Annotated in this window: 27 protein-coding genes; 8 read left to right on the top strand and 19 right to left on the bottom strand. The window is 67.5% G+C overall.

Features of this window, described 5'->3' with window-relative positions; all coding sequences use genetic code 11:
• The gene (locus tag EG885_RS11475; protein WP_131574615.1) at positions 1-768 is read right to left on the bottom strand and encodes a sulfite exporter TauE/SafE family protein; all 768 of its coding nucleotides are present in this window, start codon (positions 766-768) and stop codon (positions 1-3) included.
• A gap of 183 nt (positions 769-951) precedes the next feature.
• Between EG885_RS11475 and EG885_RS11470 the strand changes: the two genes are divergently transcribed.
• Entirely contained in the window at positions 952-2,559 is a 1,608-nt protein-coding gene (locus EG885_RS11470) for an acyl-CoA dehydrogenase family protein (protein WP_242679619.1), read from the top strand.
• A gap of 105 nt (positions 2,560-2,664) precedes the next feature.
• A complete protein-coding gene (locus EG885_RS11465; RefSeq protein ID WP_242679618.1) occupies positions 2,665-3,120 on the top strand; it encodes an META domain-containing protein in 456 nt (151 codons plus the stop codon).
• A gap of 155 nt (positions 3,121-3,275) precedes the next feature.
• Here the strand turns inward: EG885_RS11465 and recO are convergent, their stop codons facing one another.
• The 12 genes from recO to EG885_RS11405 all read right to left on the bottom strand — a co-directional run bounded on the left by recO (position 3,276) and on the right by EG885_RS11405 (position 14,247).
• Positions 3,276-4,004 (bottom strand): DNA repair protein RecO, encoded by a 729-nt coding sequence (recO, locus tag EG885_RS11460; RefSeq protein WP_131574613.1) that lies wholly within the window; start codon positions 4,002-4,004, stop codon positions 3,276-3,278.
• A 13-nt stretch (positions 4,005-4,017) separates the two neighbouring features.
• Positions 4,018-4,458: a VOC family protein gene (locus tag EG885_RS11455; protein ID WP_131574612.1), complete on the bottom strand. Its 441-nt coding sequence runs from the start codon at positions 4,456-4,458 to the stop codon at positions 4,018-4,020.
• 89 nt (positions 4,459-4,547) lie between these two features.
• A complete protein-coding gene (gene rarD, locus EG885_RS11450; RefSeq protein ID WP_131574611.1) occupies positions 4,548-5,483 on the bottom strand; it encodes an EamA family transporter RarD in 936 nt (311 codons plus the stop codon).
• 39 nt (positions 5,484-5,522) lie between these two features.
• Positions 5,523-5,873 carry a DUF1491 family protein gene (locus tag EG885_RS11445; RefSeq protein ID WP_131574610.1) on the bottom strand — a complete coding sequence of 117 codons (351 nt, stop codon included), beginning with the start codon at positions 5,871-5,873 and terminating at the stop codon, positions 5,523-5,525.
• Positions 5,870-6,928 (bottom strand): GTPase Era, encoded by a 1,059-nt coding sequence (gene era, locus EG885_RS11440; RefSeq protein WP_131574609.1) that lies wholly within the window; start codon positions 6,926-6,928, stop codon positions 5,870-5,872. Before era ends, EG885_RS11445 begins: the two co-directional genes overlap by 4 nt.
• Entirely contained in the window at positions 6,925-7,587 is a 663-nt protein-coding gene (gene rnc / locus EG885_RS11435) for a ribonuclease III (RefSeq protein WP_379106288.1), read from the bottom strand. The genes era and rnc overlap by 4 nt, the downstream gene beginning before the upstream one ends.
• 26 nt (positions 7,588-7,613) lie before the next feature.
• Complete coding sequence (lepB, locus tag EG885_RS11430) at positions 7,614-8,405, bottom strand: signal peptidase I (protein ID WP_131574607.1); 792 nt, start codon at positions 8,403-8,405, stop codon at positions 7,614-7,616.
• Positions 8,406-8,503: 98 nt separating this feature from the next.
• Positions 8,504-8,914, bottom strand: a complete 411-nt coding sequence (gene acpS, locus EG885_RS11425) for a holo-ACP synthase (protein ID WP_131574606.1) — start codon at positions 8,912-8,914, stop codon at positions 8,504-8,506.
• A gap of 49 nt (positions 8,915-8,963) precedes the next feature.
• Positions 8,964-9,698: a pyridoxine 5'-phosphate synthase gene (locus EG885_RS11420; protein WP_131574605.1), complete on the bottom strand. Its 735-nt coding sequence runs from the start codon at positions 9,696-9,698 to the stop codon at positions 8,964-8,966.
• Positions 9,699-9,728: 30 nt separating this feature from the next.
• On the bottom strand, positions 9,729-10,568 hold the full coding sequence (locus EG885_RS11415; RefSeq protein WP_131574604.1) for a 4-(cytidine 5'-diphospho)-2-C-methyl-D-erythritol kinase: 840 nt from the start codon (positions 10,566-10,568) through the stop codon (positions 9,729-9,731).
• A gap of 11 nt (positions 10,569-10,579) precedes the next feature.
• Positions 10,580-12,487 carry a tetratricopeptide repeat protein gene (locus tag EG885_RS11410; protein WP_131574603.1) on the bottom strand — a complete coding sequence of 636 codons (1,908 nt, stop codon included), beginning with the start codon at positions 12,485-12,487 and terminating at the stop codon, positions 10,580-10,582.
• A gap of 89 nt (positions 12,488-12,576) precedes the next feature.
• Positions 12,577-14,247, bottom strand: coding sequence for an electron transfer flavoprotein-ubiquinone oxidoreductase (locus EG885_RS11405; RefSeq protein ID WP_131574602.1), 1,671 nt, complete (start codon positions 14,245-14,247; stop codon positions 12,577-12,579).
• A 243-nt stretch (positions 14,248-14,490) separates the two neighbouring features.
• Here EG885_RS11405 and greA point away from each other — a divergent pair, with 243 nt between their 5' ends.
• Both greA and EG885_RS11395 read left to right on the top strand, forming a co-directional pair.
• Complete coding sequence (gene greA / locus EG885_RS11400; protein ID WP_131574601.1) at positions 14,491-14,961, top strand: transcription elongation factor GreA; 471 nt, start codon at positions 14,491-14,493, stop codon at positions 14,959-14,961.
• Positions 14,962-14,984: 23 nt separating this feature from the next.
• On the top strand, positions 14,985-16,001 hold the full coding sequence (locus tag EG885_RS11395; RefSeq protein WP_131574600.1) for a hypothetical protein: 1,017 nt from the start codon (positions 14,985-14,987) through the stop codon (positions 15,999-16,001).
• Here EG885_RS11395 and EG885_RS11390 read toward each other — a convergent pair.
• Positions 15,998-16,522: a GNAT family N-acetyltransferase gene (locus EG885_RS11390; protein ID WP_165571114.1), complete on the bottom strand. Its 525-nt coding sequence runs from the start codon at positions 16,520-16,522 to the stop codon at positions 15,998-16,000. The genes EG885_RS11395 and EG885_RS11390 overlap by 4 nt on opposite strands.
• 148 nt (positions 16,523-16,670) lie before the next feature.
• Here EG885_RS11390 and EG885_RS11385 point away from each other — a divergent pair, with 148 nt between their 5' ends.
• Positions 16,671-17,342 (top strand): AzlC family ABC transporter permease, encoded by a 672-nt coding sequence (locus tag EG885_RS11385; protein WP_165571117.1) that lies wholly within the window; start codon positions 16,671-16,673, stop codon positions 17,340-17,342.
• Position 17,343: 1 nt separating this feature from the next.
• On the top strand, positions 17,344-17,673 hold the full coding sequence (locus EG885_RS11380; RefSeq protein ID WP_131574597.1) for an AzlD domain-containing protein: 330 nt from the start codon (positions 17,344-17,346) through the stop codon (positions 17,671-17,673).
• Here EG885_RS11380 and EG885_RS11375 read toward each other — a convergent pair.
• From EG885_RS11375 to EG885_RS11360, 4 genes are read right to left on the bottom strand one after another with little or no spacing between them, the layout of a single operon-like run.
• Positions 17,658-18,284: a hypothetical protein gene (locus EG885_RS11375; protein WP_131574596.1), complete on the bottom strand. Its 627-nt coding sequence runs from the start codon at positions 18,282-18,284 to the stop codon at positions 17,658-17,660. The genes EG885_RS11380 and EG885_RS11375 overlap by 16 nt on opposite strands.
• A 16-nt stretch (positions 18,285-18,300) precedes the next feature.
• The gene (locus EG885_RS11370; protein ID WP_131574595.1) at positions 18,301-18,453 is read right to left on the bottom strand and encodes an aa3-type cytochrome c oxidase subunit IV; all 153 of its coding nucleotides are present in this window, start codon (positions 18,451-18,453) and stop codon (positions 18,301-18,303) included.
• Positions 18,454-18,508: 55 nt separating this feature from the next.
• Positions 18,509-19,528, bottom strand: a complete 1,020-nt coding sequence (locus EG885_RS11365; RefSeq protein ID WP_242679617.1) for an MBL fold metallo-hydrolase — start codon at positions 19,526-19,528, stop codon at positions 18,509-18,511.
• Positions 19,525-21,222, bottom strand: coding sequence for an acyl-CoA dehydrogenase family protein (locus EG885_RS11360; RefSeq protein WP_131574594.1), 1,698 nt, complete (start codon positions 21,220-21,222; stop codon positions 19,525-19,527). Before EG885_RS11360 ends, EG885_RS11365 begins: the two co-directional genes overlap by 4 nt.
• A gap of 112 nt (positions 21,223-21,334) precedes the next feature.
• On the opposite strand from EG885_RS11360, the gene EG885_RS11355 reads away from it, so the two are divergent.
• The gene (locus EG885_RS11355) at positions 21,335-22,279 is read left to right on the top strand and encodes an L-threonylcarbamoyladenylate synthase (RefSeq protein ID WP_131574593.1); all 945 of its coding nucleotides are present in this window, start codon (positions 21,335-21,337) and stop codon (positions 22,277-22,279) included.
• 104 nt (positions 22,280-22,383) lie between these two features.
• Here EG885_RS11355 and EG885_RS11350 read toward each other — a convergent pair whose 3' ends face one another.
• Positions 22,384-23,811: a Glu/Leu/Phe/Val family dehydrogenase gene (locus EG885_RS11350; RefSeq protein WP_131574592.1), complete on the bottom strand. Its 1,428-nt coding sequence runs from the start codon at positions 23,809-23,811 to the stop codon at positions 22,384-22,386.
• A 257-nt stretch (positions 23,812-24,068) separates the two neighbouring features.
• Here EG885_RS11350 and EG885_RS11345 point away from each other — a divergent pair, with 257 nt between their 5' ends.
• A complete protein-coding gene (locus tag EG885_RS11345; protein WP_131574591.1) occupies positions 24,069-24,677 on the top strand; it encodes a TetR/AcrR family transcriptional regulator in 609 nt (202 codons plus the stop codon).
• The last annotated feature ends 450 nt before the right edge of the window (positions 24,678-25,127 follow it).

The following is a 25,127-nucleotide window of genomic DNA, read 5'->3' as shown; positions in this document are numbered from 1 at the left end:
TTACAGGCTCCAGATTTCAAAGGCGCGGCGGACAAGGTTCAGCCCGGTCAGGATCAGCAGGACCAGCGTCCAGCGGCGAAACTGCCCCACATCCAGCCGGTCCTGCAAGGCAAAGCCCGCCATCATGCCGCCAAAGGCCGGGATGCACAGCACCAGCGACAAGGGCAGCGTCGCCGCGTTCAGCACGCCCGAAAACAGATGCGCCACGGTCAGCACCACCGCGCCGATCAGGAACACCACGCCCTGCACCCGCACCTGTTCGCGCTTTTCCGTGCCGACGGACAACAGATAGACGATCAGCGGCGGCCCCCAGATCCCCGAGATGCCGCCGTAAAGCCCGCCGATGACGCCCGACCACCCTTCGGCCCGCCGCCGGTGACGCAGGTTCAGGACCAGCGGTCGCCCCGACAATTGCCACAAAGCGAACAGCGTGATCGGTACGCCAAGGGCCCCGTACATCACCCATTGCGGGATCAGCGTCACGAACCCCGCCGAGACGCAGATAAAGATCGCCACCATCGCGATATGCAGCCGGAACTTGACGGCGGATGCCACCGCCTCGGCCCGTCCGTCGCGCACCGCCTGCTGGATATTGGTGAACAGCGTCGGCAGGATCATCGCCGCCAGCGCCACCGGCGCGGGCATGATCGACCCAAAGGCCGAGATCATGACCATCGGCATCGCAAAGCCCAAGGCGCCCTTCACGAAGCCCGCGAAGGCGGTCACCACAAAGGCCGCCACGAATTGCCACAGTTCCAATCCAAACATGGCGGCACGCTAGCCGCGCCACCCGGAAAGGAAAAGGCCGGTTCGGCAGGCATTTCCAGGCCTTCCAGCCCCACCACAACGCTTGCGACATATTGGATCGCAATAGCCGTCATTCACGCATAATTATTGCGCTGCGGATGCGAAGGCGCTACCCATGCTGCAATGCCGCAAAAGGACGAATCGATGAAAGACCTTCAGCCCCGGACCGACAGCGTCCTGTCCGAGATCGACGACCTGCTGAGCCGCGCCACCGACGCCCTGCGCGCTCTGACCGCCCCTGCGGGCCGGGTCGATCCCGCCTTGCTGGAACGCCATCAGCACGCCGCCCATGCCCTGTCCTGGCTGGCCACCTATGCCCTGGCGCTGCGCCAGCTGCAGGCCTGGTCCGCCCGCATCAGCGGCCCCATCGAGGATCTGATCGCGCAGATCGGCATGGGCGAATACCTGTCCCAGATCGCGGGCGGCATTCCGATGAGCCAGACGGAATTCGCCCGCCTGTCCGATCTGGGCATCGACTGGCAGCCCTCGGACGACGCCTGCGCGCTGATGGCGGGCAACAGCGCGCAGGCGCGGGCCGAACTGGCGGCGCTGCTGACGGCCAATCGCGGGGCCGCGACCTTCGGCGCCTCGGGGCTGGATGACGAGCTGGAGATGATCCGCGACCAGTTCCGCCGCTGGAGCGATGACAAGGTCGTCCCCCACGCCCATGGCTGGCATCTGCGCGACGAACTGATCCCGATGTCGATCATCGAAGAGCTGGCGGAACTGGGCGTCTTCGGCCTGACCATCCCCGAGGAATTCGGCGGCCTCGGCATGTCCAAGGCCGCGATGGTCGTCGTCTCGGAAGAACTGTCGCGCGGCTATATCGGCGTGGGCAGCCTGGGCACCCGCAGCGAGATCGCCGCCGAGCTGATCCTGTGCGGCGGAACCGATGCACAAAAGGCCCATTGGCTGCCGCGTCTTGCCAGTGGCGAGACCCTGCCCACGGCGGTCTTTACCGAACCCAATACCGGCAGCGATCTGGGCGCGCTGCGCACCCGTGCGGTGCCCGAAGGAGACGACTGGCGCATCACCGGCAACAAGACATGGATCACGCATGCCGCACGCACCCACGTCATGACCCTGCTGGCCCGCACCGATCCGGGCAGCGACGATTATCGCGGGCTGTCGATGTTTCTGGCCGAAAAGACCCCCGGCTCGGATGCCGACCCCTTCCCCACCCCCGGCATGACCGGAGGCGAGATCGCGGTGCTGGGCTATCGCGGGATGAAGGAATATGAACTGGCCTTCGACGGCTTTGCGGTGTTGGGGGCGAACCTTCTGGGCGAAACCACCGGTCAGGGCTTCAAGCAGCTGATGCAGACCTTCGAATCGGCGCGCATCCAGACGGCGGCCCGCGCCATCGGGGTGGCGCAGAACGCGCTGGATCTGGGGCTGGCCTATGCGATGGACCGCAAGCAGTTCGGCAAGCCCTTGGCCGAATTCCCCCGCGTGGCGGACAAACTGGCGCTGATGGCCGTCGAAATCATGATCGCGCGGCAATTGACTTATTTCAGTGCGTGGGAAAAAGATCACGGTCACCGCTGCGATCTGCAGGCCGGAATGGCCAAGCTGTTGGGCGCGCGCGTGGCCTGGTCGGCTGCCGACAATGCCCTGCAAATCCACGGGGGCAACGGTTTTGCGCTGGAATATCAGATCAGCCGGGTGCTGTGCGACGCCCGCATCCTGAACATTTTCGAAGGCGCGGCCGAGATTCAGGCCCAGGTGATCGCCCGCAGGCTTCTGGAATGATCAGGTCGCGGGCTGGATCGGGGCGACAAATGCGGCTAAACCACCTCAGTTCTGCCAGAACCCCTGATCCACGCCCATCCGCCGCGCCCCCAAGGAGCCTGCCCCATGTCCTTCATGACCCGTCCCGCCTTCGCCGCCGCTTTCGCTGTCCTGACCCTCGCCGCCTGCGAGACGACGCCCGCAGGCGACCCGATGGGCGGCATCCCGGCCAATGATTACGTGCTGGTGGGCATCGGCAACGGCACCGTGCCTTTGCGCAACATCACGCTGACCACCCGCCCCGAAGGCGTGTCGGGCCGCGGCCCCTGCAACGGCTATGCCGCCAAGAACACCGTCCCCCTGCCCGCCATCGCGTTCGAGCCGCTGCAGACCTCGGGCGTGACCGGCTGTGCCGATGCCGCCATCGAACAGCGCTATTTCGAAGCCCTGCAACAGGCGACCGAGATGGAATATTACGGCGGCGTCCTGCGCATCAAAGGCCCGACCTGGCTGATCTTCGAAAGCGGCCGCCCCGCCGATCAGACCACCGACGCGCTCTCGGCTGCACGCGGCAACGAATAAGCACGCCCCCCAGCCTGTCCAATCGGGCCTGACCACACCGGCCTCACCAATCGGGCCTGCCCCCGGCGCCCGCCTTTCATCTTGGCGCAAATATCCCGGGGGGGCCGCGGAACGCGGCGGGGGCAGCGCCCCCGCGCACCCCCGTCACACACGCCTCAAACGGCAGACGCGCGCCGCAGCCGCCCTATCAGCCGGTTCCGCGCGGCGGGAAGGGTCCGTCCGACCATCTCGACCGCCAGACGATGTTCCAGAAAATGCCCGGTGATGGCCAGCCCCTCGGCCAGCCCGTTGCCGCGATTGTCGCCCGCCCCGCCCATCAGCGCGGGCAAGGGCAGCAGCCGGTCGGCCCAGTCCCCGGCCCCCTCGCGGCTGACCGCGCGGCCCGATCGGGGGCTGACATAGGCCAGCCCCTGGGTCGCCCCGGTCACCGCGCAGGATGTCAGATCCAGCCCGAAACCCATCTCGTCCAGCAAGGCCATCTCCCATGCCAGATAATGCGGGGGCCAATCGCCGCCCGCCTCGACCAGATCCAGCAATGCCTCGGTGCGGATCACCAGCCGGGGATGGGGGTCACGTTCGGGCAGCACAAAGATCAGCAGCGCGCAGATGGCATTCAGCCCCGCCAGCGCGGTCGGATCGCCCATCAGCCCGGCCCGCATCCGCAAGGGCTCGGCCGTGAAACTGCCCAGCTGGTCGCTTTGCCGCGCCCGCCAGCGCAGCGACAGCCGCGCGCCGGGCTGCAGCATCGCCGCCCGTTTTTGCGACGCCCCGCCCGGCACCAGCCCCGCATGGCGCCCATGTTCCAGCGTCAGAACATCGATGATCACCGCCGTCTCGCCATGCGGACGCCGCGCGATCACCGTGCCCTCGGCCTGCCATTCCATGCCTCAGGCGCCCCTAGCCGCCATCGGGCAGGGTCAAGGCGCCCTCGGGCGACAGGGGCCAGAAGGGGTTGAGGGCGATTTCCCAGACATGCCCGTCCGGATCGGCCAAATATCCCGAATAGCCGCCCCAGAACACCTTTTCCGGATATTTCAGCAACCTCCCCCCCGCCGCCAGCCCGGCCGCGAACACGGCATCGACCTCGGCCTCGCTGTCGCAATTCTGGGCCAAAGTCATCGCCCCGGTGCCCAGCACCGCGTCGGCGCGGCCTTGATCGCGGGCCAGATCAGCCAGCGTAAACAGCCCCAACGCCGCCCCCTGCATCTGATAGAAGGTCACGCCGGGCTGGGATTGCCCATGCGCCTGCCAGCCCCATGCGGCATAGAACCGCCCCGCGCGGTCCAGATCGGCCACGCCGAGGGTGATCAGGGTCACACGCTGTCTGGGATGGGCCATGAACGCTCCTTTTCACGCCCAAGGCTGGCACGGACAGCGCCCCGTGGGCAAGAGCGTGGGTGAGCAACAGCGTGGGCGGGCAAGCGGGTCTATTGCATCCGGCGCGCGGCCAGTTCACGGCGGTCGCGGCGCCGCTGACCCGCCTGCCGCAGCAGGGTCACCGAATAGATCGCCAGCGCCGCCCAGATCATCGGAAAGGCGATCAGGCGCGCGCCCTCGAACGGTTCGCCGAACAACAGCACGGCACAAAGGAAAATCATCGTCGGCGCGATATATTGCAGGATGCCGATGGTCGACAGGCGGATCAGCTTGGCGCCATTGGCATAAAACAACAGCGGGATGGCGGTGATCGGCCCGCAGCCCAGCAGCAGCCACATCTCCCAGCCACCGCCGGTGAAATGCGACTGGCCCTGCGCGCCCTGCCAGATCAGATAGACGACGGCAAAGGGCGCCAGCAACAGCACCTCCAGCGTGAAGCCCTGATTGGGGCCAAGCGGCAGGCTTTTCTTGCAATAGGCATAGAACCCCCAGGACAGGGTCAGACCGATCGCCACCAGCGGCAGGCTGCCTGCCTGCATCGTCAGGATGATCACCGCCGCCGCCGCCAGCGCGATGGCCGCGAACTGGCCGCGCGTCAGCCGCTCGCCCAGCAGGGTCGCGCCCAGAAACACGCTGAACAGCGGGTTGATGTAATAGCCAAGCGCCGCATCCATCGCCTGATCATGGGCGATCGCCCAGACATAGATCAGCCAGTTGACCGAGATCAGCAGCGCCGTCAGCGCCGCCATCGCAACAAGGCGCGGCTGGCGCAGCGCCTGGCCCACCTCGGCCGCGCGGCCCTGCCACAGCAGGACGGCGGCGGCGATGGGAAGCGACCAGATCACGCGATGGGCGATGATCTCGGCCGCCGGGATATGCGCCAGCGCCTTCATATAGATCGGCAGAAAGCCCCACAGGCCATAGGCCGCGATGGCAAAGACCAGCCCTTTGGGCGAATCAGTCTGGGGAATGGGGGTGGCGCTCATGCAGCTTGCATAAAGTGCAAGGATGAGTGGCGCCAGAGGTCAGAACAGACCCGGCTGATCCAGCAGGGTGGTGCCGTCGCGGCTTTCGATCTCCAGCACCCACAGATCGGGGTCGCGGGACCGCTGTCGGGCGATGGCGGCGTCGATGTCGCCTTCGGGACCGGACTGGATCGCGACCCAGGGGCGGGTGTCGCTGTCCATGTCCCATTCCCGCATCCACAGCCTGGCCTGGCCGTCCAGATGCGCGCATTTGACCGCCACCGCCCCCGCCGTCGCGTCGCCCCGCGCCAGCACATAGGCGGGGATATGGGCCTGCGCCAGCCGCGCCAGATAGGCCGCGACCCACAGGTTCGCGGCCAGCCTTGCCTCCGAGTGGCGGGCCTCGGTCATTTGCTTCTGTCGTCGCCGTCGCGGTAGTTCAGGCCGATCTCGTCATAGCGTTCGGCCTCGTTTTCCCAGTTCTCGCGGACGCGGACCTGCAGGAACAGATGGACGCGGCGGCCCATGAATTCCTCCAGCTCGACGCGCGAGGCCTGACCGACCGCCTTGATCGTCTCGCCGCCCTTGCCCAGCACGATGCCCTTGTGGCCCTGCCGCGCGACATAGACGACCTGTTCGATCCGGGCGCTGCCGTCGGTCTTTTCCTCCCAGGCTTCGGTTTCCACCGTTAGCTGATAGGGGATTTCCTCGTGCAGGCGCAGGGTCAGCTTTTCACGGGTGATTTCCGCCGCGATCATGCGCATGGGCAGATCGGCGATCTGATCCTCGGGGTACAGCCACGGGCTTTCGGGCAGGGTCTTGGCCAGCCAGCCGCGCAGCTGCTGGCAGCCATGCCCGCGTTCGGCCGAGATCATGAAGGTCTCGGTAAAGGGAAACGCCTCGTTCAGTTGCTGGGACAAAGCCAGCAGGGTCTCGGCCTTGACGCGGTCGATCTTGTTGATGATCAGCGCGACGGGCGTCGCTTTCGGCAATTGCGCCAGCTGGCCCATGATGCCCTGCACCCCGTCGGTCACCCCGCGATGCGCCTCGATCAGCAGCAGCACGATATCGGCGTCGGACGCGCCCCCCCATGCCGCGGCCACCATCGACCGGTCCAGACGGCGGCGCGGGCGGAAGATGCCCGGCGTGTCGACAAAGACGATCTGCGCGGGGCCGTGCATCGCGATGCCCCGGATGCGGGCGCGGGTGGTCTGGACCTTATGGGTCACGATCGACACCTTGGCGCCGACCATCTGGTTCAGAAGCGTCGATTTCCCGGCATTGGGTTCGCCGATCAGCGCCACAAAACCCGCCCGCGTGGGCTGATCCGGGGCCGCGCCGGGTGCGGGCTCGGCGGGGGTGGTGCTTTCGGGGCCCGCATTTTCCGGTCCCGTGTTCTCAGGGCCAGTGTTCTCGGGGCCGGTCGCCTCAGGGCCGGTGTCGTCAGATGCGGTGTCGTCGGTCATGTCGTCTGTCCTTCCAGCCGGTCCAGCAGCGACTGCGCGGCGGCCTGTTCGATGCTGCGCTTGGTACCCGTGCCACGGGCCTGCGCGTGGCGGCCGTCTTCCAGCCGCACGGTGATCAGAAAGACCGGCGCATGGTCGGGGCCGCTGCGTTCGGTCTGTTCATAGACGGGGGGCGGCATGCCTTGCGCCTGCGCCCATTCCTGCAAAGCGGTCTTGGCGTCGCGGCTGTCGTGATCGACCTGCGCCAGACGCCCGCCCCAGTGGCGCAGCACGACGGCGCGCGCGGCCTCGAAACCCGCATCCAGATAGACGGCGGCCAGCACGGCCTCCATCGCATCGGCCAGCAGAGCCTCTTTGCGGCGCCCGCCCGACAGCATCTCGGACCGGCCCAGCTTCAGCACCTCGCCCAGGGACAGGTCGCGCGCGACGGCGGCGCAGGTTTCGCCCCGCACCAGCGCGTTATAGCGCGGCGCCAGCTGCCCTTCGGTGGCGGCGGTATCGGCGGAAAACAACGCCTCGGCCATGACCAGCCCCAGAACCCGGTCGCCCAGGAATTCCAGCCGCTGGTTGTCGGGCCGGGTGACCGATGCGATCGAGCCATGGGTCAGCGCCCGGATCAGCAGCTGGGGCTGGGCAAAATCATGCCCCAACCGGCCCATGAAGGCGCGAATGTCGGCCGAGGGCGTCAATGCACCGCCTTGAAGAAACGGTCGGCCCGCCAGGTCCAGAAATACAGCAGAGAGCTGCCCGCGGAGGAGAACATGATCCGGTCCGCGCGCCCGATCAGGAATTCGGCGGGAACAAAGCCCAAGCCCCCGATCTCGGCGGGAAAGCGGCTGTCCTCGGAATTGTCGCGGTTGTCGCCCATGAAGAAATAATTGCCCTCGGGCACGGTAAAGGTCGGGGTGTCGTCGGCCACCCAGCCATCGAGGATGTTCAGTACGTCATGGCTGGCACCGCCGGGCAGGGTTTCCGTCACGCGGTCCTTGACGCAATCGCCGCCCTGCGGGACCGGATCGTTCACGCAGCGCGGGATCAGGCCCTGCGGACCTTGCTGTTCCTTTGTCTCGATGAACTCGCCGGCGGGGGTCACGGGAACCTCTTCGCCGTTGATCCACAGCCTGCCGCCGCGCATCTGGATCGTGTCGCCCGGCAGACCGATCACGCGCTTGATGAAATCGACGTCGCGGGTGGGGTGGCGGAAGACCGCGACATCGCCGCGTTCCGGCGCGCTTTCCAGCAGCCGTCCCGAGATCCGGCACATCGAGAAGGGGCAGGAATGCGCCGAATAGCCATAGGCCATCTTGTTGACGAACAGGAAATCACCGATCAGCAGCGTGTCCTTCATGCTGCCCGAGGGGATCCAGAAGGGCTGGAAGAACAGCGTGCGGAAGATGCCCGCGATCACCAGCGCCCAGAAGATGGTCTTGACCGTCTCCCAGATGCCGTCCTTTTTCGTGGGCGCAGCCGTTGCCATTCCGCGTGGTCCTTTTGGTTCATGGGCCGGGATCCGGCATCGCGCAGCCGCCCTGCGCTGTCATTGGGGGCGTTCATGGTCCGGGCGACAGGCAAAAGTCAAGCAGGGGCAGGTCCGGGGCGGGCCTCGATCACCACGAAGGCCTGCGCCCAGGGGTGGTCGTCGGTCAGGGTCACATGCACGATGGCGTGATGGCCGGGGGGCGTCATCCCCGCCAGCCGGTCCGCCGCCCATCCGGTCAGGGCCATGACCGGCTGACCGCTGCCGAGGTTCGTCACCGCCATGTCGCGCCAGCTGATCCCCATGGCCAGCCCGGTGCCGAGCGCCTTGGAACAGGCTTCTTTCGCGGCCCACCGCTTGGCCAGCGTCCCGGCCTCGTCCGCGCGGCGCGCGGCGCGGGCCAGTTCCGTGGGCGTGAAGACGCGGGTGCGGAAGCGGTCGCCAAAGCGGTCCAGCGTGCCCTGAATGCGGTCGATATTGGCGAGATCGGTGCCGATGCCAAGGATCATGGCGCGGATGGCCGGGGTTGGATTTTGGATATTTGAGTGAAGAAGAACGTCATGCCCGCGCCAGATCCATCCGGCGGCGCATCTCGGATATGGCGGTGGGCAGGCCGATGAAGACGGATTCGGCGATCAGGAAATGGCCGATGTTCAGTTCCGCCAGTTCGGGGATCGCGGCGATGGGGCCGGCCGTGTCGAAGGTCAGGCCGTGGCCGGCATGAACCTCCAGCCCCAGACTGGCGGCCAGTTCGGCGCCCTGTTGCAAGGCGGCCAGTTCCGCTTCGCGTTCGGCGTGACGGCCTTCGGTGTCCAGATCGCAATAGGCGCCGGTATGCAGTTCGACCACCGCCGCCCCGATCCGGGCGCTGGCGCGGATCTGGGCCGGCTGATGGCCGATGAACAACGACACGCGGCAGCCCGCGCGGGCCAGCGGCGCGATGAAATCGGCCAGCGCGCGTTCCTGCCCGGCGACATCGAGGCCGCCCTCGGTCGTGCGTTCCTGACGCTTTTCGGGGACGATGCAGACGGCATGGGGCCGATGCCTGAGCGCGATGGCCTGCATTTCGGCGGTGGCGGCCATTTCGAAATTCAGGGGCAGCGTCAGATGGGCCATCAGCGCATCGATATCGGCATCGCTGATATGGCGGCGATCCTCGCGCAGATGGGCGGTGATGCCGTCGGCACCCGCCGCCTCGGCCAGACGGGCGGCGCGCAGCGGGTCGGGCCAGGGCGTGCCGCGCGCGTTCCTGATCGTGGCAACATGGTCGATATTGACGCCAAGGCGCAGCATGGGATCCTCCGGCTGAAGTCTGAACGCAGTCTAGCGGGGGGCGGCGCCGGGCGCCAGTTCGGTCGCTGTCGCCCACCAGCCATGGCGCGCAAGGGTCGCAGCCGCCCGGTCCGCGCAGGCGGCATCGGCAAAGATCCCGAAACAGGTGGCGCCCGATCCGGACATGCGCGCGAACCCCGCCCCCTGCGCCCGCAACGCCTGCAGCACCGTGGCGATGACCGGGGCAGAGGCGATGGCGGCGGGTTCCAGATCGTTGCGGGTCCGGGCCAGCCAACCGGTCAGGGCTGTGGCATCGGCAAAGCGGGGAATGGGCGGCAGGGCCGGGTTGTCGCGGCGGGCCAGCCCCGCAAAGACGGCGTGGGTGGACAGGGGCACGCGCGGATTGACCAGCACCAACGACAAGGGCGGCAAAGCGGGCAGCGGGATCACGACCTCTCCGGTTGCCTGCATGCGGGCCGCGCCCGAGGCGATGCAGACCGGCACATCGGCACCAAGGCGTTCGGGATGCGCGGGCAGCGGATGGCCCATCCGCGCCAAGGCCCGCAGCACCGCCGCCGCATCCGCCGAGCCGCCGCCGATCCCGGATGCGACCGGCAGGTTTTTGGTCAGCGCGATGGCCGCCTGCCCGCCCGCCAGCCGCGCGGCCCGCAGGCACAGATTGTCGTCATCCGCCGACAGGCCGTCCGCAAAGGGGCCGTCGAGGGTCAGGGACAGGGGGCCGGGCCTCAGGGTCACGACATCGCCGATGGCGGCAAAACAGACCAGCGAGTCCAGCAGGTGATAACCATCCGCCCGCCGCCCCGTCACATGCAGCGCAAGGTTCAGCTTGGCGGGCGCGGGTTCGGTGACCGCGCCCGCAGGGACCGTCATGGCAGAAGACGTCATTCGGTCGCGTCGGCCTCGGTCTTCGGGGCCTGATTGGGGTGGGTGGCGACGGGGGTGTCCTCGTCCTCCATGACGGCGTCCAGCCCCCGGTCCAGCTTGGCGCGGATGCGGTCGGGATCGACATCGCCGCTTTCGCCGGGCTCCAGCGACAGTGCGCGCTGCCACTGAATCTGCGCCTCGCGCTGGCGGCCCACCTTCCAATAGATGTCGCCCAGATGGTCGTTGACCAGCGGGTCCGACGCCATCGTCGCGATCGCCTGCTCCATCGGTGCCACCGCATCGTCAAAGCGGCCAAGCCGGAAATAGGCCCATGCCAGCGAATCAAGGATATAGCCGTCGCCCGGCGACAGTTCCGCCGCACGCTTGATCATGCCAAGCGCCCGTTCCAGGTTCTGATTCCGGTCGATCCATGAATAGCCCAGATAGTTCAGCAGGCTGGCGTGATCGGGGCGGATCTCCAGCGCGGCCAGCAGATCGGCCTCGGCCCGGTCGAACTGTCCGGCGCGTTCCAGCGCGATGCCGCGCGCGTAAAGCGGGAACCAGCGGATCTCGGGCGGGGCCTCGGCCAGCAGGTCCAGCGCGGTGTCATAGCTGGGCACCGCCTCGCTGTATTTCTCCTGGCTGCGCATCACGTCGCCAAGGGCGATCCAGGATTGCGGCAGGCCCGGATAGGCGGCGGTCAGGGCCAGCGCGGCCTTTTCCGCCTCGTCCGGGCGCTCGGCCCGCGACAGGGCGTCGATGCGTGACAATTCGGCCTGCGGGCGCATCTGACCCATGCGGCGCACGGCCTCGAATTCGGCCTCGGCCAGATCGAACTGTTGACGATCCTGCAGCAGCTGCGCCGCCATCAGCCGCGCTTCGGGGTTCCGGGGCGCGATCCAGGCCGCCAGACGGGCATGGATCAGCGCCAGCGGTTCCGGATCGGGACTGGAGGCCAGCGCCGAGGCAAAGGACAGCAGCAGATGCGCGATGCCGTCGCCCGGACCGGCCACCACATCGAAGGGCACCGGCTGATCCTGTTCCAGCCGCTGGCGCAGGGCGACCAGTTGGGGTTCGGCCTCCAGCCCCTCGACGCTGTCCAGAAGCGCCATCGCCTCGTCCCGGCGGTCCAGCTGCGACAGGATCTGCACGCGGGCGATCAGGCCCATCAGATGGCCCCCGGCCTCGGATTGCACGATCAGACGGTCGGCGGTCTCGTAATCGCCGGCCAGCGCACGGGCCAGCGCCAGATGATAGTTCACGATCGGGGTCAGATCTTCGGTCGCGGCCATCGCCTCGAACGCGGCCACCGCCTCGGTCGCGCGCCCGGCGCCCAGCAGGGCCCATGCGCGGATCGTGCCGTCCATCAGGTCTTCGTTCAGGGGCAGATCGGCATTGCGGGTGGTGTCGATCAGCGTGACGACCCCGTCCCAATCCTCGGCCCGGACCAGCCGGGCGCGTTCCAGAAGCCCCGCCAGTTCCGTCGGGCGGTCCTGCCGGAACAGGTCGGCGGCCAGCTCCGAGGCCTTGTCGACCTCGCCTGCCGACGCCAGGGCGACCAGCGCGCTGTCCTGCAGATAGATATCGTCCGGGTCATGGGCGGCCGCCTGCACGAAATACCGTGCGGCGGCGCGGAAATCGTTTTCCACCGTGGCCATGCGCGCGGCCAGATAGGGCCCGGCCAACCCCTGCATCGGCGGCGCGTCCTGCACCACGGCAGGGGTGTCGGCGGCCACGGCGGGTGCCGGGCCATCGGTGGTCGGGCCACCGGCGGGCACCTGCGATTGCGCTTCGGTCGGGCGGGGGGCGGGACGTTCGCCGTCCTGCGCCAGCGCCGGCAGCGCGGTGCTGCCGATCAGTGCAGCCAGCAGGGCCAGCGTCAGCGACGGGCGCCGCGAGGCAGGGCTTGGGCAGGTCTGGGTCACGGCGGCCCTTTCGGAAACATCACGATTGCGTTGCCCGCCAGCCTAGAGACGCGGCCGGTGCGGCGCAACGCCCCGGCCCGCAGGTTTCATCACATATTCGGGTAATTCGGCCCGTCGCCCCCCTGTGGCACGGTCCAGACGATGTTCTGGCTGGGATCCTTGATGTCGCAGGTCTTGCAATGTACGCAGTTCTGGAAATTGATCACGAAGCGCGGGCCTTCCGCATCCTCGACCACCTCATAGACCCCTGCCGGGCAGTATCGCTGCGCGGGTTCGGCATATTGGGGCAGGTTGACCGCGATGGGAACCGAGGCATCGCGCAGGCGCAGATGGCAGGGCTGGCTTTCCTCGTGATTGGTAAAGCTGAAGGCGACATTCGTCAGCCGGTCGAAGGACAGCTTGCCATCCGGGCGGGGATAGTCGATGGGCGCGAAATCAGCGGCCTTGCCGGTGGCGGTGGCGTCGGATTTGCCGTGTTTCCAGGTGCCAAGCGGGTTCCAGCCGGTCAGATTGGCCGTCCACATATCCACCGCGCCCAGCATCAGGCTGGCCGACAGACCAAGCCGCGACCAGATCGGCTTGACGTTGCGGACTTTTTTCAGATCGGCCCCGATCGCGCCATGGCGCACCGCATCGTCATAGGCGGTCAGCCGGTCGCCCATGCGTCCCGCGGCGATCGCCTCTGCCGCAGCCTCGGCCGCCTCGATCCCCGAGATCATCGCATTGTGGTTGCCCTTGATGCGCGGCACGTTGACCATCCCCGCCGAACAGCCCAGCAGAACGCCACCGTCGAAGGACAGCTGCGGCAGCGATTGCCAGCCGCCCTCGCTGATCGCGCGGGCGCCATAGCTGATGCGCTTGCCCCCCTCCAACAGCTCGGCCACCATCGGATGATGCTTGAAGCGCTGGAATTCCATATAGGGATACAGATGCGGGTTCTGATAATTCAGGTGAACCACGAAACCGACAAGCACCTGATTTTTCTCGAAATGATAGATGAAGCTGCCGCCGCCCGCATTCTTGCCCAAGGGCCAGCCCATCGTATGCACGACGCGGCCCTGCTTGAATTTCTCGGGCGAAACCTCCCAGATTTCCTTCATGCCAAGGCCGAATTTCTGCGCATCGGCGCCTTCGGTCAGCTTCAGCCGTTCGTTGATCTGCTTGGCCAGCGACCCGCGCACGCCCTCGGCGATAAAGACGTATTTGCCATGCAACTCCATCCCCGGCTCGTATCCGTCGCCGGGGGTGCCGTCGGGATTGCGCCCGAACTCGCCCGCGACGACGCCACGCACGCGATTGCCGTCCCACACGATCTCGCTGGCGGACATGCCGGGGAAGATTTCGACGCCAAGCGCTTCGGCCTGTTCGGCCAGCCAGCGGCAGACATTGCCCATGCTGACGATGTAATTGCCGTGGTTCGACATCAGCGGCGGCATCGGCCAGTTCGGCACCCGCACCTGACCAGCAGCACCCAGCACATAGAAATTGTCGTCGGTGACCTCGGTCGTGACCGGCGCGCCCTGCGCCTTCCAGTCGGGGATCAGCCGGTCCAGCCCGCAGGGGTCCAGCACCGCGCCCGACAGGATATGCGCGCCGACCTCGGAGCCTTTTTCCAGCACCACCACCGACAGATCGGGATCGATCTGCTTCAGCCGGATCGCGGCGGACAGGCCCGCCGGTCCCGCGCCCACGATGACGACATCGTATTCCATCGATTCACGCGGGGTCTGATCGGGGGCTGTCTGGGTCTGATCGGTCATGTGCTGGCATCTCCCTGGGCGATCTGGCTGGCTGAACAGATAGCGGCCCGGCGTCCGGGGGGCAATCGTGACGCGGCGGTGGGTCGCGCCGAAACCGGCCCATGATGCCATGCAGGCTTGCATTGGGCGTCAAATTGGTGACCATATCCCCTGATCACCGCTCCGCGCCCCTGCCATCTTGTCATGGCAGGGGCGTTGGTTTGGCACCCGACTGGCGACGCATCCCATAAGGACAGGGCAGCGATGGAAAAGATACCGATGACCCCCACCGGCGCCAACGCGCTGGAGCGCGAACTGGGAGAGCTGAAATCAAAGGAACGCCCCGCCATCATCCGCGCCATCGCCGAGGCGCGCGAGCATGGCGATCTGTCCGAGAATGCCGAATATCACGCCGCGCGTGAGAAACAGGGCTTTGTCGAGGGGCGGATCAAGGAACTGGAAAGCCTGTTGTCGCGCGCCGAGGTGATCGACCCGGCCAAGCTGTCGGGCAGCGTCAAGTTCGGCGCCCGCGTCAAGCTGATCGACGAGGACACCGAGGAAGAGCGCAATTACCAGATCGTGGGCGAGGCCGAGGCCGATATCGAACGCGGACTGCTGAACATCCGCTCGCCTCTGGCCCGCGCGCTGATCGGCAAGGACGAGGGCGACAGCGTCGATGTCACCACCCCCGGTGGCCAGCGCAGCTATGAGATCGTCGAGATCCGCTACGGATGACCCCTTCAGTTCCGGAAGACCCCATGTCCCTGATTGCCCGCATCACCAGCCTGTCGCGCCGCGACCGCATCACCTCGGTCGGGATGGCACTGACCGGGGGCTGGCTGTTTCTGGTGGCCCTGTTCTGGCTGCTGGCGCCCGGCGGGGATGGCGGCGCGGGCGGCATCGCGCGGCTGGTGGTGGTGGCGGGCGTCGTGCTGCCGTTGGCGTTGATCTGGCTGGGCGTGTCGCTGGCCCGGCAACTGGCGATCCTGCGCGCCGATGCCGAGGAATTGCGTCTCAGCCTGTCGGTGATGCGCGCCGCCCTGCCCAACGGGGACGAGATCGGCGCCGACGACCTGCGCCCCGGCTTGTCGCAGGCCACGCCCCCCCGGCCAGAGCCTGCCCGATCCGAACCGGCCCGATCCGAACCCGAACGCAGCCCGGCCGCGACCGATCGTGCGCCCGCCTCGGCCATCCGCCCGGCCCGTGCGGCGACGACTCCGCCGCCGGCGCAGGCTGCGGCCAAGCCCCGCGCGACGCCCGACCAGCGTCAGGCGGCGCTGCGTTTCGATCCGCAGGGCGGCACGCCGGTCGATCCCGGGACGCTGATCCGGGCGCTGAATTTTCCCGATGGCCCCGACGATCACGATGCGATCGAGGCGCTGCGCGATGCGCTGAAGGATCCCGCCCATTCCCGTGTCCTGCGCGCCGCGCAGGATGTCGTCACGCTGCTGGCGGGGCAGGATGTCTATATGGACGACCTGCCGCCCGACCCGGCCCGTCCCGATGTCTGGCGCCGCTTTGCCGAAGGCGATCGCGGCAGCGCAGTCGCGGCCCTTGGCGGCATCCACCAGCCGCAGGCGCTGGAGATCGCCGCCGCCATGCTGCGCGGGGACGAGGTGTTCCGGGATGCGGCGCATCACTTCCTGCGCCATTTCGACACGATGATCGCCGGAATCGTGCCGCAGCTGGACGACATGCAGATCGCCGTGCTGGCCGACAGTCGCTCGGCCCGGGCGTTCATGCTGCTGGGCCGCGTCTCGGGCGTGTTCGGCTAGCGATCATCACCCGCAGGCGGAACCGCCAGCCGCAACAGATGGACCTGCCCCCACCAAGGCAGGCCATAGCGCCCGCACCCCTCGGGCACGAATCCAAGCGCCTTATAAAACGCCAGCGCGCCCCGGTTCCGGGCCCGCACCTCGGCCCGCAATCCGGGGCGGCCTGTTCGCGCGGCGGCCTGCCGGGCAGCGGCGACCAGCGCCCGCCCGGTGCCCTGACGCGGCGCGATGACCGCCAGCCCGTCGATGACCAGATCTGCCGTGGGCGGCGCCGGACGGTACAGCCAACCCGGCCATAGCGGGCGTCCCACGCCAAATCCGCCCACCCCGTCGCGCAGCCCCATCACGCCCGTGACCCTGCCACCGGCATCCACCGCCACCAGCCCATGCGCGGCATCGACCCGGCGCGGCCAGAACCACCCGCCGAAATGGGCACGCCACAGCGCCGCCGCCTGCCCCAGCAGCAGGTCGGGGACCGGATGCAGGATCCGGTCCGGCTGGCCTTGTCTTGAGTTGCGCATCATGCAAGCAAGGTGCCGCGAAACGCAGGAAGACGAAAGCACCATGTCCCCCGCCCCCCAATCCCGGCCGTCTCCGCGGCAGGCCGCCGCCGACGAGGCATCAGTCCGCGCGCTGGCCCGCAGCCCGCGCGCCGCGTTCCGGCACGGGATGGTGCAATGCCTGCCCTTTCTGGTCGTGATCGTCCCCTTTGCGGTCCTGTTCGGGGTCGTGGCGACCGAGGCGGGGTTGAATCTGGCGCAGGTCATGGGGTTTTCGGTGCTGGTGCTGGCGGGCGCGTCGCAATTCACCGCCGTGCAGCTTTTGACCGACAACGCCCCCGCGTTCATCATCATCCTGTCGGGGCTGGCGGTGAATTTGCGGATGGCGATGTATTCGGCCTCTTTGCTGCCATGGCTGCGCGATGCCTCGGGTCGGCAAAAGGCATGGGTCGCCTATGCGCTGATCGATCAAAGCTATGCGCTGTCGATCCAGCATTACGAACGCCACCCGGCGCTGTCGCTGTCCCAAAGGCTGGCCTATTTCGCGGGCACGGCGCTGATGCTGTGCCTGCCCTGGATCGGCGCGACATGGGCGGGCGCGACCCTGGGTCAGGCGATCCCCGATGATATCGCGCTGGATTTCGCCATGCCGATCACCTTTCTGGCGATGATCGCGCCGATGCTGCGCACCCCCGCCCATCTGGCTGCCTGCTTCGTCGCGATCGTGGCGGCGCTGGTGCTGGCCGGGCTGCCCTCGGGGCTGGGACTGCTGATCGCGGCGCCCCTGGGCATGGCCACGGGCGCGCTGATCGAGGCCCGGACCGAACGAAAGGCCCTTTGACATGCAGGCATCCGCACTGACCATCTGGACGATCATTCTTGTGCTGGGGGTCGGCACCTATCTGATCCGCTGGTCGTTTCTGGGCGTTCTGGGCCAGCGCGAGCTGCCGGGCTGGGTGCTGCGGATGCTGCGCTATACGCCGGTGGCGGTGCTGCCAGCGCTGGTGGCGCCGCTGGTCGTCTGGCCTGCGGCGACCGGCGGGGCGACCGATCCCGCCCGCATGGCCGCCGCCGCCGCGACGGTCGCGGTCGGCGTGGTCACGCGCAATGTGATGCTGGCCATTCTGGCCGGGGCGATCACCCTGTTCGGGCTGCTTTACCTTCTGGGATAGCCCACGACCTGCCCGTCCTTCTGGCGCAGCAGGACGTCATGGTTGTTGGCCGGATCACCGTCATAGTGACGCTTGCTTTGCACGCCCGGCAGGGTCAGGAACCAGTTGCGCAGCCGCAACGGCGAAAACCCGCGCGGCACGGTCTCGAACCCCGGCACGCCCGACAGAACCTTGCCCGACTCGACCGCGCAGAAACTTTTTCCGCCCGCGCCGTTCTGTTCAGCCCGGCGGATCGCCAGATCGGCGACCTCACGCGTGACGAACACCGTGTCCTCGGCCACCCAATAGGTCGAGCGGGCGTGGTAATCGATATAGAAATTCTTGAAATTGTCGTCGATCCCGTACAGCACGTCGTTGCGCTCGGGGATCTCGGGGTGCTGCCAGCTGCCCGCCGGGTCATAGATGACGCGTTGGCTGCCGTTGAACATCAGTCCCGAATGTCCGCCTTCGCCGCGCGGAATGCCGATCACCGTCAACAGCGTGACCGAGGGCGGCTCGGGCGAGACATAGCGCGCCGCCCGCAACCGCTCGTCGCTGGCCCAGATCTTTTCGCCACCGCAGGCCGCCAGCGTGGCGGGCAGTGCTGCTGCCAGAAAGACGCGTCTTTTCATTGGGTTTCTTGTCCGTTCAGCTGTTTGTCAGCGCCATGAAGATCAGAATTGCAGCCGACAGCCCCAGAACCCAGGTCGAGGCGCGGATGAAGCCCGCAAAGGTCTTCTTGTGGTCGGTCAGATCCATCGACCCTTGGGTCGCTTCGGGTTTGTTGTCGTAATCGGCCATGGATGCCCCCTTTTGCCTGCGTTTGTCCCTGCGATAGCCGAAAGCCCGCGACCTGTCACGCCCCCCACAGCACCGCACCCCCGGTTTCGCCCACCGGGCCGATCACGCCCGCGCGATGCAGGTGGTTCAGATGGGCCACCGCCTCGACCAGCGCCAGCCCGAATTCGCCGTCCCCGATGCGGCGGCGATAAAGGATGTCGAAGCAGCCCACCGCCGTGCGCGGGCCCTGCGTCAGGGCCTGCGCCAGCCGGTCCAGCGCCATGCGGTGATTGGCGATCAGCTGATCCAGCCGGAAGGGCAGCCCGGTAAAGGGCAGCTTGTGGCCCGGCAGCACCAGCTGATCCGGGCGTGCCAGTTCGCGCAGCCGGGTGCAGCTGTCCAGCCATTCGCCCACCGGATCGGCTTCGGGCTCGGTCGGATAGACCCCCAGATTGGGCGAGATCGAGGGCAACAGCTGATCCCCCCCGATCACCAGATCATCATCCAGCGACCAGAAGGTCGCGTGGCAGGGCGCATGGCCATGCCCCATCGCGACCCGCCATCGCCTGCGGCCAAAGGTGACGACATCGCCTTGCGCCAGACGGGTGAAGCCAAGCGGCAACGGATGGACCACATCGGCAAAGTTGAAGGGCCGTTCCGCCGCCCGCAGGTCCAGCATCTCGGGCGGCATTCCGGCCCGCCGCCAGAAGGCCAGCGCCTGCGGGCTGGCCCGGTCCTGCACATCCAGCACCAGCATCCGCGCCATCAGCCATGCGGTGCGGCTGATCCACAGATCCGCACCGCGTTCCATGAACCAGCCCGCCAGCCCGATATGGTCGGGATGGTGATGCGTGCCGATCACCCGCACCACCGGCTGTCCTGCCAAAGGGCCGTCCAGCAGCCCCTGCCAGATCGCGCGGGCCTGCGGGCTGTCAAAGCCGGTATCGACGATGGTCCAGCCCTCGTCATCCTGCAGCGCATAGACGTTTACGTGATCCAGTTTCATCGGCAGCGGCAGCCGCATCCACAACACGCCCGGCGCCACGGTGATCGCGGTGCCTTCGGCCGGGGGCTGGTCAAAGGGCGTGCGGATCACGCCGCGAAATCGCCGGCCAGCGCCGCATCGTCGATCCCGGTCAGATCGTTCGCGCCCGCCAGGGCCTCGGCCAGATCGCCCGCATGATGGGGCAGCACCCGCGCCATGAAGACCCGCGCCAGCGCCTGATGCGACGCCCCGCCCGCCAAGGCGGCGCGCAGGTGATAATGCCCGCCCAGCACCCGCGCAAAGGCGGTCAGATAGGGCACGGCCCCGGCAAAGCGGTCGGCCATGTCGCGGTCCAGCAGGGTCTGGGTCGCCTCGCGCAGCGTCTCGGCAGCCTGCCACAGCTGGTGGGCCAGCTCGGGATGGGCACCCTGCGCGGCCTTGGCGCCGTCCAGAACCTCGTCCAGCAGGCGCATCGCGGCCTCGCCCCCGTCCGACAGCTTGCGGCCCACCAGATCCATCGCCTGAATCCCGTTCGTCCCCTCATAGATCGAGGTGATGCGCACATCGCGCAGATACTGCGCGGCCCCGGTTTCCTCGACATAGCCCATGCCGCCATGAACCTGCACGCCCATATCGGCCACCCGGATGCCCAAATCCGTGCCATAGGCCTTGGCGATGGGCGTCAGGAACGCCGCCCGCGCCGCCTGATCGGGATCATCCGTCGCGCGGGACAGATCGATGGCGGTGGCGCAGGCCAGCCCGATGGCCCGCGCCGCAAACACCTCGGCCCGCGCGGTGCCCAGCATCCGGCGCACATCGGGATGACCGATGATCGGCCCCATCTGGTCGCGGTCCACCGCATAGCGGACCGCCGCCTGCAGCGCCGCCTCGGCCACGCCCACACCCTGCATGCCGACGCCAAGCCGGGCCACGTTCATCATCGTGAACATCGCGGCCATGCCCTTGTTTTCCTCGCCCACGAGCCAGCCGACAGCGCCGTCATAGGACATCACGCAGGTCGGGCTGCCATGAATGCCCAGCTTTTCCTCAAGGCTGACGACCTTCAGATCGTTGGCGATCCCGGGATTGCCCTGATCATCGGGCAGAAACTTGGGCACCATGAACAGGCTGATCCCCCGCGTGCCCCTGGGCGCACCCGGCAGCCGCGCCAGCACCAGATGACAGACGTTCGAGGTCACGTCGCTGTCGCCCCAGGTGATATAGATCTTTTGCCCCGTCAGCCGATAGCTGCCGTCATCCGCAGGCTCGGCCCGCGTCACCAGCGCCCCCACATCGCTGCCCGCGCCCGGCTCGGTCAGGTTCATCGTGCCCGACCACTCGCCCGAAATCAGCTTGGGCAGATATAACGCCTTCAGCGCGTCGCTGGCGTGATGCTCCAGCGCCTCGATCTGGCCCTGCGTCAGCAAGGGGTTCAGCTGCAAGGCCAGACAGGCGCCCGACATCATCTCGGACACGGCCATGTTCAGCGCCTGCGGCAGGCCCATCCCGCCGTGATCGGGATCGGCCGAGACACCGACCCAGCCCCCCTCAGCAATCGCCCGGAACCCCTCGATAAACCCCGGAGAGGACCGCAGCACGCCGTTTTCCAGCCGCGCCGGATGAGTGTCGCCCGCCCGGTTCAACGGCGCCAGCACGTTTTGCGCCAGCTTGCCCGCCTCGGCCAGAATGGCGCGGGCGGTTTCGGGCGTGGCATCCGCAAAGCGATCGGTGCGGGCCAGTTCCGCAAAGGGCACGATATGGGTCAGGATAAAGTCGATCTGCTCGACGGGGGCCTTGAAGCTCATCTCGGGTTCCTCCTGGCGCCTTGGCATTGGGACCCGGCGCGTCTATCAACAGCGGTCAGGCGGCATCTTGGGCCGCGATCCCCTCAGGCTCAACCGAAACCCCGCGTCACGAATGCAGACCCTGCGACTGATCCCCGATGGCCCCGGACTGGCCCAGGCCGCCCGCCTGCTGGCGACGGGCGCCTGCGTGGCCATCCCGACCGAGACGGTCTATGGCCTGGCCGCCGATGCCACGAATGCCCATGCCGTGGCGGCGATCTATGCGGCCAAGGGGCGGCCGGTCTTCAATCCGCTGATCGTGCATGTGCCGGATCTGGCGGCGGCGCAGGCGCTGGCGCAGTTCTCTGAACAGGCGCTGCACCTGGCGCACCGCTTCTGGCCCGGCGCGCTGACACTGGTCCTGCCCCTGCGCCCGGACAGCCCGATCGCCGGGCTGGTAACGGCAGGGCTGGACACGATCGGGCTGCGCGTCCCCGCCCATCCGGTGGCACAGGCGCTGCTGCGCGCCGCTGGCCTGCCGCTGGCCGCACCGTCGGCCAATGCCTCGGGCCGGATCAGCCCGACCAGCGCCGCCCATGTCCTCGATCCGGAAGGCGGGCTGGACGGACGCATCGCGGCGGTGCTGGATGGCGGACCCTGCCCGGTCGGCCTCGAATCGACGATCATCGGCTGGCAGGACGGCCAGCCTACCCTGCTGCGCCCCGGCGGCATCCCGGCGGACAGCATCGAGGCCGCGCTGAACCAGCCCCTGGCCCACCATCAGGCCGACCCTGCGGCCCCGAATGCGCCGGGCCAGCTGACCAGCCATTACGCCCCCACAGCCCCGCTGCGCCTGAATGCGCAGCCCCGACCGGACGAGACTCATCTCAGCTTCGGCCAGCCCGGCCCTTTCAGCCTGTCGGACGACGGCGACCTCACTCAGGCCGCCGCCCGCCTGTTCGACCTGCTGCGCCGCGCCGATGCGCAGGGGCGCCCGATCTCGGTCGCGCCGATCCCTGAACACGGCCTCGGCGCCGCGATCAACGACCGCCTGCGCCGCGCCGCCGCCCCGCGCTAGACCCCGCCCCTTCTTCTTCACGGAAATATCCCGGGGGGAGTCCGCAGGACGGGGGGCAGCGCCCCCCTCTTTCTACTGTCCCACCCGGTGCTACAGCCCCCGGTCTACAGCCCCAGAGAGTTGTACACGTTCGAGATCCGCCGGATCGCCACCACATAGGCCGCAGTGCGCAGATCCCCGACCTTGGGATTGCTCATCCAGACCTCCTTCATCTTCTTGAAGCTCTCGCGCATCGTGTCGTCCAGCCCCGACCGCACCAGTTCCAGCTCGTCCGCGCCGGTCAGGAAGGCCTCCTTGAAGCCCTTGGACAGGGTCCAGTTCAGCCCCGAATCCGCCGACAGCCGCTCCAGCTCCTCGACGATCATGCGGGCGCGGGCCTCTTCGTGGCGACGCTCCAGCCGGCCCAGACTGATCTGCGACAGGTTCTTGACCCATTCGAAATAGGACACGGTCACGCCGCCCGCATTGGCATACATGTCGGGAATGATGACGATACCCTTCGCCCGCAGCATCGCATCGGCATCGGCGGTGACGGGACCGTTCGCGGCCTCGATCACCAGCTTGCAGGTGATGCGATCGGCATTCCCGGCATGGATCACGCTTTCCACGGCGGCGGGGATCAGGATGTCACACTCCTCTTCCAGCATCGCCAGCCCGTTCTCGCGGTAATCGCCGCCGATGAACCCCTTGACACCGCCGGTCGCGCGGATATGGCCCCGCAGCGCGTCGATATTGATGCCCTGAGGGTTCGCGATCGCGCCGTCCCGTTCGATCACGCCGGTCACCAGACAGCCATCCTCGGCCGACAGGAACTGCGCCGCGTGATAGCCCACATTGCCCAGACCCTGCACGATCACCCGCTTGCCGCCAAGCGTCCCCGTCAGACCCGCCATCTTCATCACATCGTCATGGCGGAAGAACTCGCGCAGCGCATATTGCACACCGCGCCCGGTCGCCTCGACCCGCCCGTCGATGCCGCCTGCGGTGCGCGGCTTGCCGGTCACGCAGGCCTTGGCGTTGATGTCATCGGGATGCAGCCGCTTATAGGCATCCGCCATCCACGCCATCTCGCGCTCGCCCGTGCCCATATCGGGCGCCGGCACGTTCTGCGACGGAGAGATCAGGTTCCGCCGCGACAGCTCATAGGTAAAGCGCCGGGTGATCCGTTCCAGCTCGTCCTCGTTCCAGGCGCGCGGATCGATGCACAGCCCCCCCTTGGAGCCGCCGAACGGCACCTCGACCAGCGCGCATTTATACGTCATCAGCGCCGCCAGGGCCTCGACCTCGTCCTGATTGACATCCAAGGAATAGCGGATGCCGCCCTTGACCGGCTCCATATGTTCGGAATGCACCGACCGGTATCCGGTAAAGGTGTGAATCTGCCCGCGCAGCCGTACCCCGAACCGAACCGTATAGGTCGAATTGCAGACCCGGATCTTCTCCTCCAGCCCCGGCGGCAGGTCCATCAGGCCAGCGGCATGGGTGAACATGCGATCGACCGAATCCCGGAACGAGGTGGTATTGACGGACATGGCTCAGTCTCCTCCTGATGACGTCGCAGGCGGCCTGCGACCTTCAGGCTAGGCGAAACATTGCAACCCCGCCACCGCCGAATACGTCAAAAGCCGCAATTTCTGCCTTATTAATCAGCAAAAAGACGCGGGCTAATTAGCGTTATCAACCTCTGCACGATTAGTTGCCACGCAATTAGTGTTAGCGCATGTCAACTCTTTCGTTCATACGGAAAACGTGCCATCCAGTTTTGTGTAGCCAGGCGAGATGTTTACAAATGACCCACCAATCACGGATTACCCAGGGACGTAAATTCGATCAGGTGAGGAACGGCGCGGCAGAGATCTTTCTGCGCGACGGCTTCTCGGGGGCCAGCGTGGATGACATCGCCCGATCGGCGCGCGTATCCAAGGCGACGCTTTACAGCTATTTCCCCGACAAGCGCCTGATGTTCCGCGAAGTCCTGCGCTCGACGCTGGACGATGCGTTCAAGCAGCTGCCCTTCGACCCGGACCAGTCCGGACCCGCATCCGAGGCTTTGCCGATCATCATGACCGGTCTGGCGCAATGGCTGATGACCGAACCGCGCCTGCATCTGCACCGCGTCGTCATCGCCGAGGCGGCACGCTTTCCCGAAGACGCGCAGACCTATGACCGCACCATGAACGACCGGATCGTGGCACCGCTGGCCCGGCTGATCGAGGGCTGGATCGCGCTGGACGAGGTGCGGCTGCACGACGCCATGACCTCGGCCCGGCAAATGGTCGCCATGCTGATCGGACAGTTGCAGCATCGCGCCCTGCTGGACGGCGCGGACCTGGCCCCGGACCGGGCCGATGACACGGCCGCCGCGACCGCGTCCCTGTTCCTCGCCGCCTATAGCTGACCTGACGCGTGCCCCCATTGTGGGGCGCGCGCCATGCCACAGGCGCAGGATGTCCCACGGGTGCAGGATCTCTGGGCGCAGGATCTCTGGGCGCAGGATCTTGGGGCTCATCATTTCAGGCCAAGCGTGAATTGGCGCGCGCTCTGCGGCACCCGGCGCCGGCCCTGTGGCAGGGATGCCCTGATCTGAACGTGATCCCGGCGACGGCTTCTCAAGCCCCCGGCACGGGCCTATGATGGCAGCGAAAAGGCCCGGAACAGGGTCGGCAGGGGTGACAGGCGATGATCCGCAAGGCATGGGTGACACAGGCGGCGATGCTGGTCCTGACCGCAGGAGCGCTGGCCGGTTGCGCCTCGTCCGTGCAACGGATGCCGCCCGCCGGTCCTGCGGGCATGGCGCCGATGGCCGCACCCGCTGCGGCCCCCGTCTATGCCCCCCCCACCGCGACCC

The organism is Paracoccus nototheniae, from assembly GCF_004335005.1.
Lineage (GTDB): Bacteria > Pseudomonadota > Alphaproteobacteria > Rhodobacterales > Rhodobacteraceae > Paracoccus > Paracoccus nototheniae.
The sequence above is the reverse complement of the archived record's forward strand: the minus strand, read 5'-3'. Positions and strand labels throughout refer to the sequence as shown.